The 16,445-nt window shown below is 73.5% G+C and carries 14 protein-coding genes; 4 read left to right on the forward strand and 10 right to left on the reverse strand.

The window, feature by feature from the left end; all coding sequences use genetic code 11:
• Window positions 1-189: 189 nt before the first annotated feature.
• Together D5H75_RS36745 and D5H75_RS36750 are read right to left on the reverse strand one after the other, a co-directional pair.
• Complete coding sequence (locus D5H75_RS36745; protein ID WP_119931225.1) at window positions 190-1,440, reverse strand: LLM class flavin-dependent oxidoreductase; 1,251 nt, start codon at window positions 1,438-1,440, stop codon at window positions 190-192.
• A 43-nt stretch (window positions 1,441-1,483) separates the two neighbouring features.
• The gene (locus D5H75_RS36750) at window positions 1,484-2,311 is read right to left on the reverse strand and encodes an alpha/beta fold hydrolase (protein WP_242454732.1); all 828 of its coding nucleotides are present in this window, start codon (window positions 2,309-2,311) and stop codon (window positions 1,484-1,486) included.
• 81 nt (window positions 2,312-2,392) lie between these two features.
• Here D5H75_RS36750 and D5H75_RS36755 point away from each other — a divergent pair, with 81 nt between their 5' ends.
• The gene (locus D5H75_RS36755; protein ID WP_119931226.1) at window positions 2,393-3,220 is read left to right on the forward strand and encodes a TIGR03619 family F420-dependent LLM class oxidoreductase; all 828 of its coding nucleotides are present in this window, start codon (window positions 2,393-2,395) and stop codon (window positions 3,218-3,220) included.
• A 149-nt stretch (window positions 3,221-3,369) separates the two neighbouring features.
• On the forward strand, window positions 3,370-5,244 hold the full coding sequence (locus D5H75_RS36760) for a protein kinase domain-containing protein (RefSeq protein ID WP_119931227.1): 1,875 nt from the start codon (window positions 3,370-3,372) through the stop codon (window positions 5,242-5,244).
• A 35-nt stretch (window positions 5,245-5,279) separates the two neighbouring features.
• Here D5H75_RS36760 and D5H75_RS36765 read toward each other — a convergent pair whose 3' ends face one another.
• The 7 genes from D5H75_RS36765 to dxr all read right to left on the reverse strand — a co-directional run bounded on the left by D5H75_RS36765 (window position 5,280) and on the right by dxr (window position 12,898).
• Window positions 5,280-5,654 (reverse strand): DUF3037 domain-containing protein, encoded by a 375-nt coding sequence (locus D5H75_RS36765; protein ID WP_119931228.1) that lies wholly within the window; start codon window positions 5,652-5,654, stop codon window positions 5,280-5,282.
• Entirely contained in the window at window positions 5,651-6,391 is a 741-nt protein-coding gene (locus tag D5H75_RS36770; RefSeq protein ID WP_202638869.1) for a HipA family kinase, read from the reverse strand. The genes D5H75_RS36765 and D5H75_RS36770 overlap by 4 nt, the downstream gene beginning before the upstream one ends.
• Before the next feature lie 45 nt (window positions 6,392-6,436).
• A complete protein-coding gene (locus tag D5H75_RS36775; protein WP_119931309.1) occupies window positions 6,437-7,279 on the reverse strand; it encodes a GNAT family N-acetyltransferase in 843 nt (280 codons plus the stop codon).
• Between the two features lie 171 nt (window positions 7,280-7,450).
• The gene (locus D5H75_RS36780; RefSeq protein ID WP_202638870.1) at window positions 7,451-9,175 is read right to left on the reverse strand and encodes an alpha/beta hydrolase; all 1,725 of its coding nucleotides are present in this window, start codon (window positions 9,173-9,175) and stop codon (window positions 7,451-7,453) included.
• 206 nt (window positions 9,176-9,381) lie between these two features.
• On the reverse strand, window positions 9,382-10,542 hold the full coding sequence (gene ispG, locus D5H75_RS36785; protein WP_119931230.1) for a flavodoxin-dependent (E)-4-hydroxy-3-methylbut-2-enyl-diphosphate synthase: 1,161 nt from the start codon (window positions 10,540-10,542) through the stop codon (window positions 9,382-9,384).
• On the reverse strand, window positions 10,539-11,732 hold the full coding sequence (locus D5H75_RS36790; protein WP_119931231.1) for a M50 family metallopeptidase: 1,194 nt from the start codon (window positions 11,730-11,732) through the stop codon (window positions 10,539-10,541). Before D5H75_RS36790 ends, ispG begins: the two co-directional genes overlap by 4 nt.
• Entirely contained in the window at window positions 11,729-12,898 is a 1,170-nt protein-coding gene (dxr, locus tag D5H75_RS36795; RefSeq protein WP_422674080.1) for a 1-deoxy-D-xylulose-5-phosphate reductoisomerase, read from the reverse strand. The genes D5H75_RS36790 and dxr overlap by 4 nt, the downstream gene beginning before the upstream one ends.
• Window positions 12,899-13,162: 264 nt before the next feature.
• On the opposite strand from dxr, the gene D5H75_RS36800 reads away from it, so the two are divergent.
• Window positions 13,163-14,137, forward strand: a complete 975-nt coding sequence (locus D5H75_RS36800) for a trypsin-like serine peptidase (protein WP_202638871.1) — start codon at window positions 13,163-13,165, stop codon at window positions 14,135-14,137.
• 83 nt (window positions 14,138-14,220) lie between these two features.
• Here the strand turns inward: D5H75_RS36800 and D5H75_RS36805 are convergent, their stop codons facing one another.
• Entirely contained in the window at window positions 14,221-15,105 is an 885-nt protein-coding gene (locus tag D5H75_RS36805) for a putative RNA methyltransferase (protein ID WP_242454733.1), read from the reverse strand.
• A gap of 264 nt (window positions 15,106-15,369) precedes the next feature.
• Here D5H75_RS36805 and D5H75_RS36815 point away from each other — a divergent pair, with 264 nt between their 5' ends.
• A complete protein-coding gene (locus D5H75_RS36815; RefSeq protein ID WP_242454734.1) occupies window positions 15,370-16,422 on the forward strand; it encodes a trypsin-like serine peptidase in 1,053 nt (350 codons plus the stop codon).
• Window positions 16,423-16,445: the final 23 nt, after the last annotated feature.

Consider the following 16,445-nt stretch of genomic DNA (forward strand, 5'->3'; position numbering starts at 1 on the left):
CCCTCCCAAGTCCACCGGCCCGCACCGGTCCCAGACGTACGGCCAACGCCCCGCCCCCTCCGTGCCTCACCCATCCCCCTCCCCTCGCCCGTGATCTGCGATTCCGCCCCCGTCCATCGAGACGGCGGGGCCTCGGGTGGCGCCGGGGCCGGGGCGGCGAGATCACGGGAGGGTTACCGGGGCCCCGGGTCAGTCCTGGAACTCGGGGATGACCTTGGTGGCGAAGAGCTCCAGGTTGCGCTTGACCGTGTCGAGCGGGAGGACGCCCTGCTGGCCCTGCATGTAGAGGCCGAACCACTCCAGGTCGGGCATGCGGTCGAGCATGCGCTGGATGCCGCGCTTGACGTCGTCCGGCGTGCCGAACAGCGCCATCTCCACCTCGTTCATGCGCTTGGCGTCGCCCTTCTCGGGAGAGATGGGCTTGTGCTTCTCGTCCTCCTGCTTGCGCAGCACCTCCAGGTACCCGAAGGGGCCGAAGAACGCCGCGAAGTCCTTGGGGATGCTGCGGCCGAAGGTGTTGATCGCCTCCTCGGTCGTGTCCGCGATACCCACGATCTTGAGGATGCCGGTGTGCTCGCCCAGTTTGTAGTTCCGGCCGTGCTTGGCGGACTCCTCCTGGTAGAGCTTGGCCTTGGCCGCGTGGTCGTCCGGGTTCGGGGTGAACATCCACGGCAGGATGTCCTCCTGCGCGGCCCGGATCACCGACCGGTCGGAGATCGTGAACGGCTGCCACAGCTCCGGGTAGGGGTTCTGGTACGGCCGCGGGCAGACGGCGACCGCGCGCACCCGGCCCTCGTCGTCCAGCTCGTCCGGGGCCCCGAAGGTCCGCGTCCACTCCTGCGCCGGCCAGCCCTCGATGCCCTCGTACGGGAAAGGCACCGAATAGTCGAGCACGTCGGACTTGTAGCGCAACGTCTCCTGCGTCCACGCCATCTTCATGATCTTCAGTACTTCGCCGAAGACGTCGAAGTTGCGCGTGTCACTGGCCGACCCGTCGGACCTGGCCGCCGCCGCGTGCCAGCGCTGGCCCAGCACGTTCATCCAGCGGTTCTGGTACCCGCGCGCCACGCCCAGCCGCAGCCGTCCCTTGCTGAACTGGTCCAGCAGCGCCACGTCCTCGGCCGCCCTGATCGGGTCCCACGCGGGCAGCACCAGGCCGAGCGGGGCCAGCAGGATGCGCTCGGTGCGCGCCGCCAGGTCCGTCAGCACCATCAGCGGGTTCACCGAGAACTCCATGCCCTCGGAGTGGAAGTGGTGCTCGGTCATCATCAGCGCGTCGAAGCCGATCTGGTCGGCGTGCACCGCGATCTCTCGCACCTCGTGCAGCAGCCTCTGGTACGACTCGGTGTCGCGCCCGATCGGCCGCTTCGCCCGGGCGTTCTCCTCCTGGGCGTACCCCGACCCGGGGATCTGCGGGTTGAGGAAGATCGAGAACTTCACGGGGACCTCTCCTTAGTGATCGTGTTCAGGAAGATCGGGATCGTCACGAGCGGGGCGCGCGGCCGAGGGTCTTGAGCCAGCGGGTCACCACGGACACGAACTCCGCCGGGCGCTCCTCGTGCAGCCGGTGCCCGGACCCCTCCCAGACGACGGCCCTGGACTGCGGGTGCTTGAACAGCGACCGCTCCCAGTCCGCCTGCGCGGGGTCGAACCAGAACGTGAGCACCGGGCACGCGCGCCGCCTCAGCAGCTCGTCCGAGTGCGGCCGCAGCCCGATGGGCTCGTCGCCGCCGAACAGCGCCTCGAACGCCTCGATCAGCACGTGCGGCGGGGTCGCCCGCAGCCGCCGCGCGTGCCACAGCCGCAGCCAGTCCGGCGACGCCGCGCCGTACGACCACTCGTCGATCTGCACCGCGATGGCCCCGGTGTCGCCCTTGCGCAGCGCCTGGATCATCCCCGGCATGTTCTCGGCGACGAAGCCGGTGTAGCCGTACCCGGGCTCGACGGTGACCACCGCCTCGACCAGCTCCGGGTGCTCGGCGGCCAGGAGGGAGACGATCACCGCGCCCATCGAGTGGCCGACCGCGACGACGCGGGGGATGTCCAGCAGGGCGCACAGCCGTACCAGGTCCCCGGCCATCCGGCGGGGGTTGTTGCCGGACTCGGGGGCGGTGGAGTAGCCGTGGCCGCGCAGGTCCACGGCGATGACGCGGCGGTCCGCGGACAGGGCCGGCAGGTGCCAGACCCACTCCTGGGAGTCGGCGCCCCAGCCGTGGACGAGCAGCAGCGGGGTTCCGCCCTCGCCGTGGTCCGTATAGAAAAGCGTGATGTCACCGAGGTCGGCGAAGCATGGGCGCTCGATTGCGGTCACGCCTGGCAAGCTACCCTAGGAAAGCTTACCGAGCAATCGCTTGGTTCGAGTGATACGGGTCACCCCGGAGAGCGAGGATCCATGCGTCTAGGTGTGACGATGTTCGCCACCGACCGTTCCATGCCCATCGCCGAACTGGCGAGGGCGGCCGAGGAGCGCGGCTTCTCCTCGGTGTACGTCCCCGAGCACACGCACATCCCCGTCTCCCGGCGCACTCCCCCGGCCACGGGGGACGCCGAGCTGGCCGACCACTACAAGCGCAGCCTCGACCCGCTGGTCGCGCTGGCGTTCGCCGCCGCCGCCACCTCGCGCCTCCGCCTCGGCACCGGCATCCTGCTGCCCGCGCAGCGCGAGCCCCTGGTGACCGCCAAGGCCGTGGCCACCCTCGACCTGCTCTCCGGGGGCCGCTTCACGCTGGGCGTCGGCTTCGGCTGGAACGTCGAGGAGATCGAGGACCACGGCGTGCCGTACGGCTCGCGCCGCGACGTGGCCCGGGAGCACGTGCTCGCGATGCGCGGGCTGTGGCGCGAGGAGGAGTTCGGGTTCGAGGGCGAGCACGTGCGCTTCGAGACCTCGTGGTCCTGGCCCAAGCCGGTGGGCGACGTGCCGATCCTGCTCGGTGGCGGGGCGGGGCCGAAGCTGTTCGCGCACGTCGCGGAGTACGGCGACGGCTGGATGCCGATCGGGGGCAAGGGCATCAGGCAGGCCCTGCCGGCGCTGCGCGAGGCGTGGGCGGCGGCGGGACGGGACGGCGAGCCCGAGGTCGTGCCGGTGGGGACCCGGCCGAGCGAGGGGAAACTCGCCTATTTCGCGGAAATGGGGATCAAGGAGGTCGTCTGCGACCTTCCCTCGGCGCCCGCGGACCGGGTTCTCCCGATCTTGGATGAATACGCGAAACGTTTTCTCTGATCGTTTTCCCGGCCGGCCCCGGGAGGGCCCTGTTTCGCGATTGTTATCGAGCGTGTGGGCTTTTGCCTGCCTTTGAAGTGATGCGAGTCGGTTGCGTCCGCAGGACGGCCCCGAGATGCTGATACCGCAGGGCCATCGAGGAGGCTTCAATGCCGCACGCGCAGCCCTTGAAGCCCACCGACCCCTCGCGTCTTGGGGATTACGAACTCACGGGGCGGCTGGGGGAAGGCGGGCAGGGGGTCGTCTATCTCGGCCTGGCGCCCAGCGGCGATCAGGTCGCGGTGAAACTGCTGCACGCCGCGCTCATCGGCGAGGAGACCGCGCGGCGGCGGTTCCTGCGCGAGGTCGACGTGGCCAAGCGCGTCGCGCGGTTCTGCACCGCGCAGGTGCTGCACGCCGACATCGACCGCGACCGGCCGTACATCGTCAGCGAGTACATCGACGGGCAGTCGCTGCACCGCCGGGTCGCCCTCAGCGGGCCGCTGAGCGGGGGCTCACTGGAGCGCCTGGCGATCGGCACGGCCACCGCGCTCACCGCGATCCACCAGGCCGGGATCGTGCACCGCGACTTCAAGCCGCAGAACGTGCTGCTCGGCCCCGACGGCCCGCGCGTGATCGACTTCGGGATCGCGCGGGCGCTGTCGGCCACCTCGTCCACGACGGCGCAGGTCCTCGGCACGCCCTCGTTCATGGCCCCGGAGCAGACGACCGGCGCGGCGGCGGGGCCGCCCGCGGACGTGTTCGCCTGGGGTGTGACGGTGGCCTACGCCGCGAACGGCTGGCCGCCGTTCGGGCAGGACTCCATCCACGCCGTGCTCAACCGGGTGCTGCACGACGAGCCCGCGCTGGGCGAGCTGTCCGGCGCGCTGCGCGAGCTGGTGGCCGCCTGCCTGGCCAAGGACCCGCAGGCGCGGCCCGGGGCCCGGCAGGTGCTGCTCTGCCTGCTCGGCCAGGACGAGATCGTCGCCCCGCCGCCCGCGCCTCGCGCGACACCGCCGGGCCGGCCTGACGCCGCCGCGCGGGCGCACCCGGCGAACCCGGCGGGCGCCGCGGGGCGGGCGGACGTGGCGCGGGGGCTGGACACCTCGGCGGTGCTCAGCAAGGCCAGCCACCTCGCCGCCGCGGACACGCCGCCGGAGACGACGCTCCCCCCGGCCGGCGGGTGGCGGCGGGCCCGCCCGGTGCTGATCGCCGCCGCCGGGGCGGTCCTGGCCGCCGGCGCCCTGGTGGCCTACCTGGTGCTGCCGGGCGTCCGGTCGTTCGACGGGCTGACCGTGTCCGGGCCCACGTCGGCGGCGCACCCGCGCTCCGCCGTGCCGCCCGCGCCGCAGGGGTCCACGCCATCGGCCACCCCCTCCCCCGGCGGCGGGGACACCGGCGGCCGGGCGAGCGCCACCGTGCCCCGCGTGGCCGGGCTGACCCGGGCCGCCGCGGCCGAGCGCCTGCGGGACGCGGGACTGACGCCCGGCCGGGTCCGGCGCGAGGACTCCGGGCAGCCCCTCGGCCGGGTGCTCCGCGCGTCCCACCGGGCCGGGGTCAGCGTCCCCGCCGGGACCCGGGTGGACCTGTGGGTCTCGTACGGCACCGCCGTGCCGCCGCTGGTCGGGCTGACCACGGACGCCGCGGGGGCCCGCCTCGGCCAGAGCGGGCTGGAGCCCGGCGGGGTCACCGAGCGCTGCTCGTCCCAGCCCTCGGGCGAGGTCCTGGCCACCTCGCCCGCCGCCGGGACCCGCGTCAACGTCGGCAGCCACGTCGCCCTCACGGTCTCGGAGAAGGGCAGGTTCGCCCCCTCCGTCGTCGGGCAGACCCGCGCCGCCGCCGAGTCCGCCGCCCGCGAGCGCGGCTTCTCCCCCGTCGCGATCACCCGCGTCATCGGGGACCAGTCCCAGCACGGCAGGGTCCTCTCCCAGGACCCGCCGCCCACGGCCTGCGCCCCCGGCGACTCGGCCCCCGCCCTCACCCTGGTCATCGGCGAGGCCGCGGGCACCAGCGAGCCGCCCGGCACCGCCACCGGGGTCCCCTGACCCCGCCCGCCGTACGACGGCGCGGGCCGGGGAGGCTAGCGGACGAGGGCGTCCAGGAGGCGGGTGAGCTCGCCCTCGGGATCCTCGGTGAGGCCGGAGTGGACGGGGCCGGTCTGGACGATCGTGCTGCGCGGGGCCGTGAGCCAGCGGAAGCGGGAGCCCAGCGACTCCTCGCGGAGCGGGCCCTCCTCGTCGTGGCAGGCGAGCTCGTAGGCCGACAGGGCGCGGCGGACGCCCTCGACGTCCACGGCCGGGCACAGGGCGAGCAGACGGGGCTCGTCGAGGTGGACCTTCGCGCAGAGGTACGCCCGGGGCTGGGAGTAGACGATGACCCCGGCGTTGACGACCTCGCCGCGTTCGATGCTGGGGATGACGCGGATCAGGGCGTACTCGAAGACGTCGCGGCTCACTTGATCAGCCCCCGGACCTTGGGCGCGCGGGTGAGGAGGTGGTCGACGTACGCCTCGCGGACCGCGTCCGGGCCGTCGAACCCGGGCTCGTCCGCCAGCCACTCGTCGGGGACCAGGGCGGCCGCGGTCTCCAGGAGCTCGCGGGTGACGCGGGGGCGCAGGGCCGCGTCGGCGCCGTCGAGGTCGTTGGCGAACATGCCGAGGACGTGGTCGGAGGCGTCGAACGGGCGGGACGCGTCGGCGGTGCGCCAGTTGTGGTGGAACCAGAGCGCGGCGCCGTGGTCGATCAGCCACGTGCGCCGGTGCCAGACGAGCAGGTTCGGGTTGCGCCACGAGCGGTCCACGTTGTGGATCAGCGCGTCGAACCACACCACGCGGCTCGCGAACTCGCGGTCGGCCTTCCAGACCAGCGGGTCGAAGCCGAACGAGCCGGGCAGGAAGTCCACGCCCAGGTTGAGGCCCGCGCTGGCGACCAGGAGGTCCTGGATCTCCTCGTCGGGCTCGCGGCGGCCGATCTCCGGGTCCAGGTCCACGAGCGCGAGGTCGGGCGTGGGCAGGTCGAGGCGCCGGGCCAGCTCACCGCAGATGATCTCGGCGACGAGGACGCGCCGCCCCTGCCCGGCCCCCCGGAACTTGACGACGTAGGTGCCGAGGTTGTCGGCCTCGACGATGCCGGGCAACGACCCGCCCTCCCGCAGGGGCGTGACGTATCTGGTCGCGGTGACGTGTTCGAGCATGATGCCGAGAGGCTACCGGCCGGCCGGGAGCCGCCGGGAACCGGATCAGAAGAGCACCGACATGAAGGTGCCGACCTCCTCGAAACCCACCCGGCGGTAGGCCTCCCGGGCCGGGGCGTTGAAGTCGTTGACGTACAGCGTGACCGCCGGGGCGATGTGCTTGAGCGCCAGGTCCACCACGGCCGCCATGCCGCTCACGGCGTGGCCGCGCCCGCGCAGGTCCGGGTGGACCCACACGCCCTGCACCTGGCAGGCGTACGGCGTGACCGCCCCGACCTCGGCCTTGAACACGACCCGGCCGTCCTCGATCCGGGCGAACGAGCGGCCGATCCGGATCAGCTCGGCGACCCGGGCCCGGTAGAGGGCGCCGCCGTCGCCGTTGTCGGGCGAGACCCCGACCTCCTCGGTGAACATCGCCACGCACGCCGGCGCCACGATGCCGAACTCCTCCAGCCGCACCGTGCGCACCAGCGGGTCCGGCTCGACCAGCGGCGGCCGCGAGATGACCATGACCGGCTGGGCCGCGCGGATCGCCCGCGCCGGGCCCCAGGAGGGCTCCAGCAGGTCCCACAGGAGGCGTACGGCGTCCGCCGGGCCCACGATGGACGAGCAGCGGCGGCCCTGGCGGCGTGCCCGGTCGGCGTACGCGTGGACGGCGTCGGGTCCGGCCGCGACCGGCACGAGGTTCGCCCCGGCGTAGCAGACCGAGGTCAGCGCGCCGCGCGGGCCGTACCCCCACATCTGCGCGCCCAGCCGGGCGGCGTTGAGCCCGGCCGACCTGACGCGTGAGGAGACGAAGACGTTGGCGACGGGGTCGGCGTCGCAGAGCGCGAGCACCTCCGCCCGGTCGTTGTCGTCGAGCACCCGCACCGCGGACGTGCGCAGTATCACGCCGTCCAGCCTACGCGACGCCGTTCCGGACGATCACGACCGGGCGGTCGCCGCGTCACCGCGTGTCACGCGCGGGGCGCGCCCGCGCCGCCGGGCCCCCGCCTCCGCCTTCACCCGGCTGCCGTAGGCCGGCCCCCGGCGGACTCCGCGCGGGGGCCGGCCGGCCGGTCAGCGGCGCAGGAGGCGGGCGAGTTCCAGGCGCCGGGGGAGCTCCAGGGACATGTGGCGGGCCGGCTTCGGCGCGGGCAGCGCCTCGCAGCGCGCGTCCCAGGCCGTGTTCGTCCGCCGGACCTGCCCGGCCCGCCCGTCGCGCAGGTAGTCGGTCAGGTGCTTGTCCACGCAGGTGTTGCCCGACAGCGTCACGCCGTGGTTGCCGCCGGTCTCGGCGATCAGCCGCGCGGTGGGGAACAGCTCGCGCATGCGCACGGCCCCCTGGAACGGCGTGGCGGGGTCGCGCCGCGCCTGGAACATCAGGATCGGGGGCAGCCGGTGCGACCCCCGCACGTCGAACGGCCGCCGCCCCGGCTGCGGCCAGACCGCGCACGGCGCGTTGTACCAGGTGTTCACCCAGGCCAGGAACGGCGCGCGGCGGTGCAGGCGGGCGGTGTCGGCGTGCCAGCGGCGCCAGTCGCGCGGCCAGGCGGCGTCGCGGCACTCGTTGGCGAGGTACCCGGCGTAGGAGTTCTCCCCGCCCACGCCCACCTTGGCGAACCGCTCGTACGCCTTGACCAGCGGCTGGGCCTGCGCCTTGCGGACGTACGCCGAGAAGGCGGCGGCGAGGTCCGGCCACACCGCGTCGCTGTAGCCGCCGGTGGTGTAGATGTCGGTCAGCTCGCGCGCCCCCACGATCCCGGCCGCCGGGCGGGCGGTCACGCGCTTGCGCATGCCGTACCACGCGGCGCTGGTCTTGGCGAGGGTGTCGCCGAGCCGGTAGGTGCGGTGGTTGCGGGCGACCCAGGCGAGGAAGTCGCGGTGGCGGGCGTCGAACGCCTCGCTCTGGCGCATGTTGGACTCGTACCAGACCTGGCCGGGGTCCACGACGCTGTCCAGGACGAGCCGCCGCACCCGCTCGGGGTAGAGGGTGGCGTAGACGGCGCCGAGGTAGCTGCCGTAGGAGTACCCGAGGTAGCTGATCTTGTCCTCGCCCAGGGCGGCGCGGATGGCGTCCATGTCGTGGGCGGTGTTGACCGTCGTCGTGTGCGGGAGCAGGCGGGCGTTCTTCGCCCGGCACGCGTCGGCGTACCGCTTGGCCCGCTGGCGGAGGCGGTTCTCGGCGGCGGCGTCGGCGGGCTCGTGGTCCGGGCGCGGGGCCCGGAAGTAGGCGTCGGGGCTGACGCAGCTCAGCCGGGGGCGGCTGCCGCCGACGCCGCGCGGGTCGAAGCCGACGACGTCGAAGCGCTTGGCCAGGTCGGCGGGGAGCTTGGCGGACACGTGCCCGGCCATGCTGCGGCCGGCCGCGCCGGGCCCGCCGGGGTTGACGAGCAGGACGCCCAGGTGGTCGCTCCCGCGCGCGGCCCCGGTCGCCCGGAACCGGCTCAGCGCCAGGGTGATCCTCTCCCCGTCCGGCCTGGCGGGGTCGAGCGGGACGCGCAGGTCGGCGCACTGCGGCGAGGCGGCGGTCCTGGCCTTCTTCCCGCAGGGACGCCACTTGAGCGTCTCGCGCGGCGGCGTGGCCGTGGGCGTGAGGGCGAACGGCGTCCTCCCCCCGGCGCGGATCCAGGAGATGCCGTGCTCCGGAGCCCCGGCGAGGCCGGCCGCCGCGTGCTCCGCCGTACCGGCCGCGCCGGTCGCGGGCTCACCGGGCGGGGCGGCGGCGCGGGTGGCCCCCTCGGCCGTCCCGGCCACCCCGACGAGGACGACCATGCCTGCGGTCACCCCGAGGACTCGTTTCACCGGCGTACTCCTACGGATCGTGAGGATGCGTGTACGTCGGCGATGTTGCCGCAGGCGCGGGGATCCGGCCCCCGGTTCGGGAACCCCGATTACCAATCCGTGATGGATTGCTTGCCCGCCGTCACGGGCGGGACGCGGTCCCCGGGGGCGGGCGGGACGCGGTCGCCGGGGTCTTCTCGTCCCCGGGACCGCCGGGTCCTCGCGGGTCAGCCCACCGTGACCTGGACGCCGGAGTCGTCCTCGGCCTCGGGGTCGATCCCCATGTCGGCGGCGAGCTTCAGCGCCTCCTCGATCAGGGTCTCGACGATCTTGTGCTCGGGCACGGTGGCGATCACCTCGCCCTTGACGAAGATCTGGCCCTTGCCGTTGCCGGAGGCGACGCCCAGGTCGGCCTCGCGCGCCTCGCCGGGGCCGTTCACGACGCAGCCCATGACCGCGACGCGCAGCGGCACCTTGAGCCCGTCGAGCCCGGCGGTGACCTCCTCGGCGAGGGTGTAGACGTCCACCTGGGCCCGGCCGCAGGAGGGGCAGGAGACGATCTCCAGGCCGCGCTCGCGCAGCCCGAGCGACTCCAGGATCTGCGTGCCGACCTTGACCTCCTCGACGGGGGGCGCGGACAGCGAGACGCGGATGGTGTCGCCGATGCCCTCCGACAGCAGCGCGCCGAAGGCCACCGCCGACTTGATCGTGCCCTGGAAGGCCGGCCCCGCCTCGGTCACGCCGAGGTGCAGCGGGTAGTCGCACTTCTGGGCCAGCAGCCGGTACGCCTGGATCATGACCACCGGGTCGTGGTGCTTGACCGAGATCTTGATGTCGCGGAAGCCGTGCTCCTCGAACAGCGAGCACTCCCACAGCGCCGACTCGACCAGCGCCTCCGGGGTCGCCTTGCCGTACTTCTGGAGCAGGCGCGGGTCCAGCGAGCCGGCGTTGACGCCGATGCGGATGGGCACGCCCGCGTCCGAGGCGGCCCTGGCGATCTCGCCGACCTTGTCGTCGAACTTCTTGATGTTGCCCGGGTTCACGCGTACGGCGGCGCAGCCCGCGTCGATGGCCGCGAAGACGTACTTGGGCTGGAAGTGGATGTCGGCGATCACCGGGATCTGCGACTTGCGGGCGATGATCGGCAGGGCGTCGGCGTCGTCCTGGGACGGCACGGCCACGCGCACGATCTGGCAGCCCGACGCGGTCAGCTCCGCGATCTGCTGCAACGTGGCGTTCACGTCGGCGGTGACCGTCGTCGTCATCGACTGCACCGACACGGGGGCGTCGCCGCCCACCGGCACCGAACCCACCATGATCTGGCGTGACTTCCGGCGCTCCGCGACGGGCTTGGGACGCACGGCGGGGATTCCGAGAGAGACGGTCATTGCAGCACCTTCAGGGGGTTGGTTATGTCGGCGGCGATGAGCAGCAGGCCCAGGCCGAGCAGCAGCACGAACCCGAGCACCGTGACCGGCGCCAGCTTCTGGTAGTCAACGGGTCCGGGGTCGGGGAGGTTCCGCCGCCTGGCCACGAGGGCCCGGGTGCGCTCGTAGGCGAGCACGGCGAGATGTCCTCCGTCCAACGGCAACAACGGCAGCAGGTTGAACATGCCCACGAACATGTTCAGCGAGGCCAGGAGCAGCAGCCAGGCGCGGACCCGCGCCTGCCAGGTCTGTCCCAGCTCGCCGAGCTCGCCGGAGATCTGCGCGGCCCCGACGATGGAGCTCACCTGCCCGCCCGCCGTGTCACCACGTTCGGGCGTGAACAGTTTAGGCAGCGCCGCGGGCAGCGAGGCCAGGACCTCCACGATGCCGCCCACCGTCTCGCCGATCATCCGCCCGGCGAAGGCGACGGCCTCGACCGGACCGTAGTACTCGACGCGGCCGGGCGTCTGCCTGGCCACCACGCCCAGGAACGACCGCTCCCCGTCGGGGGCGCGCACCAGGTCCACCGTGAGGGTCTCGGTGCGGCCGCCGCGCTCGACGACGACGGGCACGCGGCCCGCGGGGGCGCGCTGGATCGTCTCGGACAGGTGGAACCAGTCGGGGGTGGGCTTACCGGCGAGGGAGACGATCCGGTCGCCGGGGCGCAGGCCCGCCGCCCGCGCCGGGGAGGGCGGGTCGCCCGGCCCGCACTCGGCCGAGGCGGCGCTCACGCACGGCGAGACCCGCTCGACGACGTTGGTGCCCTTCCCCGCGACGGGCCGCCCGAGCACCATCACGACCAGGGCGAACAGCAGGAACGCCAGCACCACGTTGACGATCGAGCCGGACACCAGCACCACGGCCCGCCGCCACCCGCGCTGCCGGTAGAACGCGCGCGGCCGGTCCGCCTCGGACAGCGGCTCCAGCGGCGTCATCCCGAGGATCTTGACGTAGCCGCCGACGAGGATCCACTTGAAGCCGTACTCGGTCTCGCCCCGCCGGCACGACCACATGCGGGGGCCGAAGCCGACGAAGAACTCCGTCGCCTTCATCCCGAACCGCCGGGCGAACAGGAAGTGACCCGCCTCGTGCAGCACCACCGAGATGGTGAGGCCGAGAACGAAGATCAGGACGCCCAGCCAGAAGTTCATGTCACGAGCTCCCGCGCCCGGGCCCTGGCCCAGGCGTCGGCGGCGAGCACTTCCTCGACCGTCGCGGCCGGTCCGCGTTCATGCTCCGACACTACGCGCTCCACCGTGTCCACGATCCCGGTGAACGGCAGGCGCCCGGCGAGGAAGGCGTCCACGCACTCCTCGTTCGCCGCGTTGTAGACGGCCGGGGCCGTGCCGCCGGCGGCGCCGACCGCGCGGGCCAGCTCCACGGCGGGGAACGCCACCGGGTCGAGCGGCTCGAAGGTCCACGTGTGGGCCCTGGTCCAGTCCACGGCCGGGGCGGCGTCCGGCACGCGGTCCGGCCAGCCGAGGGCCAGCGCGATCGGCAGCCGCATGTCGGGCGGGCTGGCCTGGGCGATCGTGGAGCCGTCCACGAACTCCACCATGGAGTGGATCACCGACTGCGGGTGGACCACCGTGGCGATCTTCTCGAAGGGCAGGTCGAACAGCAGGTGGGCCTCGATCACCTCCAGGCCCTTGTTCACCAGGGTCGCGGAGTTGATCGTGATCACCGGCCCCATGGCCCAGGTGGGGTGCGCGAGGGCCTGCTCGGGCGTGACGTGCTCCAGCTCGGCGCGGGGCCGCCCGCGGAAGGGCCCGCCGCTCGCCGTGACGACGAGGCGCCGCACCGCCTCGGGCCGGTAGCCGCCGGGGCCGGAGCTCCACAGGCACTGGGCCAGCGCCGAGTGCTCGGAGTCCACGGGGATGAGCTGCCCGGGCTTGGCGCGGCGCTTGACCAGGGGGCCGCCGATGATCAGGGACTCCTTGTTGGCCAGGGCGAGCGTGCGGCCGGCGTCGAGGGCGGCCAGGGTGGACGTGAGGCCCAGGGCCCCGGTGATCCCGTTGAGCACGATGTCCGCGGGGCCCGCCGCCAGCTCGGCCACGCCCTCCTGCCCGCCGAGCACCTTCACGTGGGCGGGGAGCGCGTCGCGGAGGGCGGGCACGGCCGCGGTGTCCGCCACGGCGACCGCCTCCGCTCCGGACTCGGCCGCCTGCCGGGCGAGGAGGTCCGGGCGGCCGCCGCGGGCCGCCAGCCCGCGCACGCGGAACCGGCCGGGGTTGCGGGCGATGACGTCGAGGGCCTGGGTGCCGATGGATCCGGTCGAACCGAGGATGACGACGTCGCGCTTGAGATCAGAATCCACGCCGTCCATTGTCCCCGTCCGGAACGGCTCCCGGCACCGGGTGGCGAGGCGAGTGGCGGGGCTGTTGTGACTTATGTTTATTCTGGTGCGACCTGGCCGTTTCCGGCCAGACCGGGTATCGCGATTTCGCTGGATGCCCGGACTCCTCCCGGTTACGTTTTCCGGTCAAGGGGCCGAGCTTGATATTTCCGGAGTTGTCCGGAAATAAGGCTTGGGCCGTTCCGAGTCGACCGCGCCCCCACGCGCGGTTCTGGGAGGTATTGCATGTCAATGCTTCGACGTACGGCCACCCTGGCCGCGATCCCCGCCCTGCTGATCGCGGTGGCCGGGGCCGCGCAGGGCTCGACACGGATCGCGCCGCCCGACCCGGTGGCGACGGTGGCCAGCCACGCCGCCGCCCAGTCGAGCGCCGAGCAGAAGCGCATCGTCTCCTACTGGACGCCGCAGCGCATGAAGTCCGCGATGCCGCTCACGCTCACCAAGAGCCGTCCGGCAGGCAAGTCCATCCCGCCCTCGGCCGGGGCTCCGGCCGTCGTCGAGCCCATGCGCGCCGACTCCCCCGGCGAGCCCTGGACCGGCGGCGGCGACGTGGTCAAGACGACGGGCCGCGTCTTCTTCGTCTACCAGGGACGCAACTCCTCCTGCTCGGGCAGCGCCGTGACCAGCGCCAACAAGAGCACGGTCATCACCGCGGGGCACTGCGTGAAGCTCGGCGGCCAGTTCCACACCAACTGGGTCTTCGTGCCCGCCTACAACGACGGCCAGACGCCGTACGGCACGTGGGCCGCGCGCTCCCTGCTCACCACCCCGCAGTGGAACGCCAGCGAGGACATCAACTACGACGTCGGCGCGGCCGTGGTGAACCCGCTGAACAACCAGCGGCTCACCGACGTGGTCGGCGGCCAGGGCATCGCGTTCAACCAGGCGCGCCGCCAGCAGATGTACGCCTTCGGGTACCCGGCCGCGGCGCCGTACGACGGGCGGCGGCTCATCTACTGCAGCGGGCGGGCGTTCGACGACTTCCTGCTCTCCCGCGGCATCGGCCTGAACTGCAACATGACCGGCGGGTCGAGCGGCGGCCCGTGGTTCCTGAACTTCAGCGAGGCGACCGGGCGCGGCACGCTCAACTCGGTCAACAGCTTCAAGTACAACTTCGCGAGTTTCTGGATGTTCGGTCCGTATTTCGGCACCGACGCCCAGAACCTCTACAACACGGCGCAGAACTCGGCTCTCACCTGAGCCCATTTCCATCCCGGCGCGTGACCCGATCCGCCTGACCGGCCGGCCGCCCGATCGCGGCCCGGCCGGCGCGGAATTCCACGTCAGCCGGAATCGGGGACGCGGCCGGATTCCGGGACGCCGCCGGTTTGCGGGACGCCGCCGGATTCCGGGACGTATTCGGAGACGTGGAAGGAGGCGGTGACCTCCAGCGGCTCGGGGAGGGCGGCGACGTCCTCCCCGAGCCGCCCCGGGTCCACGTGCCACGCGCTCGGCCCCATCAGCACGACGGCCGCGACGTCGGCCCGCGCCAGCCGTACCGGGAACTCGGTGAGGCGGCGGCGGCGCGGGGCGAACCCGCTCAGGGCGGCCGCGGTGCGCGCCTCCTTGCGCTCGTCCACCGAGAGCAGGCCGAGCCGGCCCACCAGCTCACGCAGGTGCCCCGGGGTCGGGGTCACCACGACCAGCACCCCGCCCGGTCCCAGCACCCGGCGGAACTCCGGCCCGTTGCGCGGCGCGAACACGTTGATCACGGCCGTCGCCGCCCCGTCGCGGATCGGCAGCGGCCGCCACACGTCCCACACCACCGCGCCCGCGCGCTCGTGCGCCCGCGCCGCCCGCCGCAGGGCGTGCTTGGACACGTCCAGGGCCAGCCCCGCCGCCTCGGGCCTGCGGTCCAGCACCTCGGCCAGGTAGTATCCGGTCCCCGCGCCCGCGTCCACGACCAGGCCCGGGCCGTACGGCACGGCGTCCGCCACCGCCTCCGCCAGCGGCGCGAAGTGGCCGGCCGACAGGAACGCCTCGCGCGCGCGGACCATCTCGGGGGTGTCGGCGGTGCCGGTGTGCGGGGCGCCGGTGAGCAGGTTCACGTAGCCCTGGCGCGCGATGTCGAAGCGGTGCCCGTTGACACAGCCGAGCGACCCGCCGCGGGGTTCGAGCCCGGCCGAGCACACCGGGCAGATCAGGACTCCGACGACGTCACTCAGCACAGCACCCATCATCGGCCATGATCCCGGCGGGCCGGGCCACCGGCTCCCGCCGGACCCGGCCATGATCCCGGCGGGCCGGGCCACCGGCTCCCGCCGGACCCGGCCAGGACCCGGCCAGGGCCGGGGCACGGCCGGACCAGAGCGGGACCGGGGCCGGACGGGGCCCGGGAACGCCGTGTCCGCCGGGCCTGACGGGCCCGCACGCACGAGGGAATCACCGAAAGTATCCGCACGGTCGCACCAGGTGGACCAAAATCTGGTCCCATGTCCTTGAGCTTCCCTCTCCTCCTCGCGACCCCCCTGATCGGCGGGATGCTCGGCGGCCTCCTCCCGGCCGCGACCCCCTGGCAGGCCCCCCGCGCCGGCTCCCCCGCCGGCGCCCTCACCGAATCCCTCTCCGCCCCCGCCTCCGCATCCTCCTCCGGGGCCGGTTCCGCGCCGTCCTCCGCGTCTTCCCCGGCGTCCCCTCCGGCCGAGGTCGTCGAGCACGCCGCCCGCCAGCGCCCCGGCTACTGGACGCCCGAGCGCATGGCCCGGGCCACCCCCCTCGGGCTCCTGGCCGACACGGTGGACGCCCTGCTCGCCCCGTCCGCCGTCCCCCGCAAGGCCCGGCAGACCCATCGGCCCAGCGCCCGCAGCGCCGGGGCCCGCTGGCCCTCCGCCGGCAAGGTCGCCCGCACCACCGGGCGGGTCTTCCTCACCATCGACAAGACCGACTTCGTCTGCTCGGCCACGACCGTGCCCAGCGCCAGCCGCGACCTCGTCGTCACCGCCGGCCACTGCCTGATGGACCCCCTCCTCGGCTGGGCCGAGAACTGGACGTTCGTGCCGGGCTACGACGCCGGGGGCAAGCCGTACGGCGTCTACACGGCCCGCCGCATGTTCGTCCCCTCCGCCTGGTCCAAGCGCGGCGACGACAGCTACGACGTGGGCATGGCCGCGCTGAACACCGCCGGCGGGCGGCACGTCGCCGACGCCGTCGGGGTGCAGCGCATCGCGTTCACCTCCCAGCGCGGCCGCCAGGTCTACGCCTTCGGGTATCCCGCCGACCCTCCGTACGACGGGGGCGAGCTGGTGTACTGCAGCGGGAAGCCCAAGCCCGACCCCCACAAGCAGACGATGGACCACGGCCTGCGCTGCGACATGACGGCCGGGTCCAGCGGCGGCCCCTGGCTCACCGGCTTCGACCCGCGCACCGGCGAGGGCACCGTCACCTCGGTGAGCAGCTTCAAGTACGGCGACGACATGAAGACGATGTACGGCCCGCACTTCGGCCCGCCGATCCGCGCCCTCTACACCAAGGCGTCCCGCGCCTGACGGGCGGGCGAGCCCGGAGTCCG

Source organism: Bailinhaonella thermotolerans, from assembly GCF_003594875.1.
Lineage (GTDB): Bacteria > Actinomycetota > Actinomycetes > Streptosporangiales > Streptosporangiaceae > Bailinhaonella > Bailinhaonella thermotolerans.

Coding starts and splice junctions, on each gene's coding strand:
- D5H75_RS36760 (WP_119931227.1), top strand. CDS start 3,370: ATGCCGCACGCGCAGCCCTTGAAGCCCACCGACCCCTCGCGTCTTGGG.
- D5H75_RS36755 (WP_119931226.1), top strand. CDS start 2,393: ATGCGTCTAGGTGTGACGATGTTCGCCACCGACCGTTCCATGCCCATC.
- D5H75_RS36800 (WP_202638871.1), top strand. CDS start 13,163: ATGTCAATGCTTCGACGTACGGCCACCCTGGCCGCGATCCCCGCCCTG.
- ispG (WP_119931230.1), bottom strand. CDS start 10,542: ATGACCGTCTCTCTCGGAATCCCCGCCGTGCGTCCCAAGCCCGTCGCG.
- D5H75_RS36815 (WP_242454734.1), top strand. CDS start 15,370: ATGTCCTTGAGCTTCCCTCTCCTCCTCGCGACCCCCCTGATCGGCGGG.
- D5H75_RS36790 (WP_119931231.1), bottom strand. CDS start 11,732: ATGAACTTCTGGCTGGGCGTCCTGATCTTCGTTCTCGGCCTCACCATC.
- D5H75_RS36770 (WP_202638869.1), bottom strand. CDS start 6,391: ATGCTCGAACACGTCACCGCGACCAGATACGTCACGCCCCTGCGGGAG.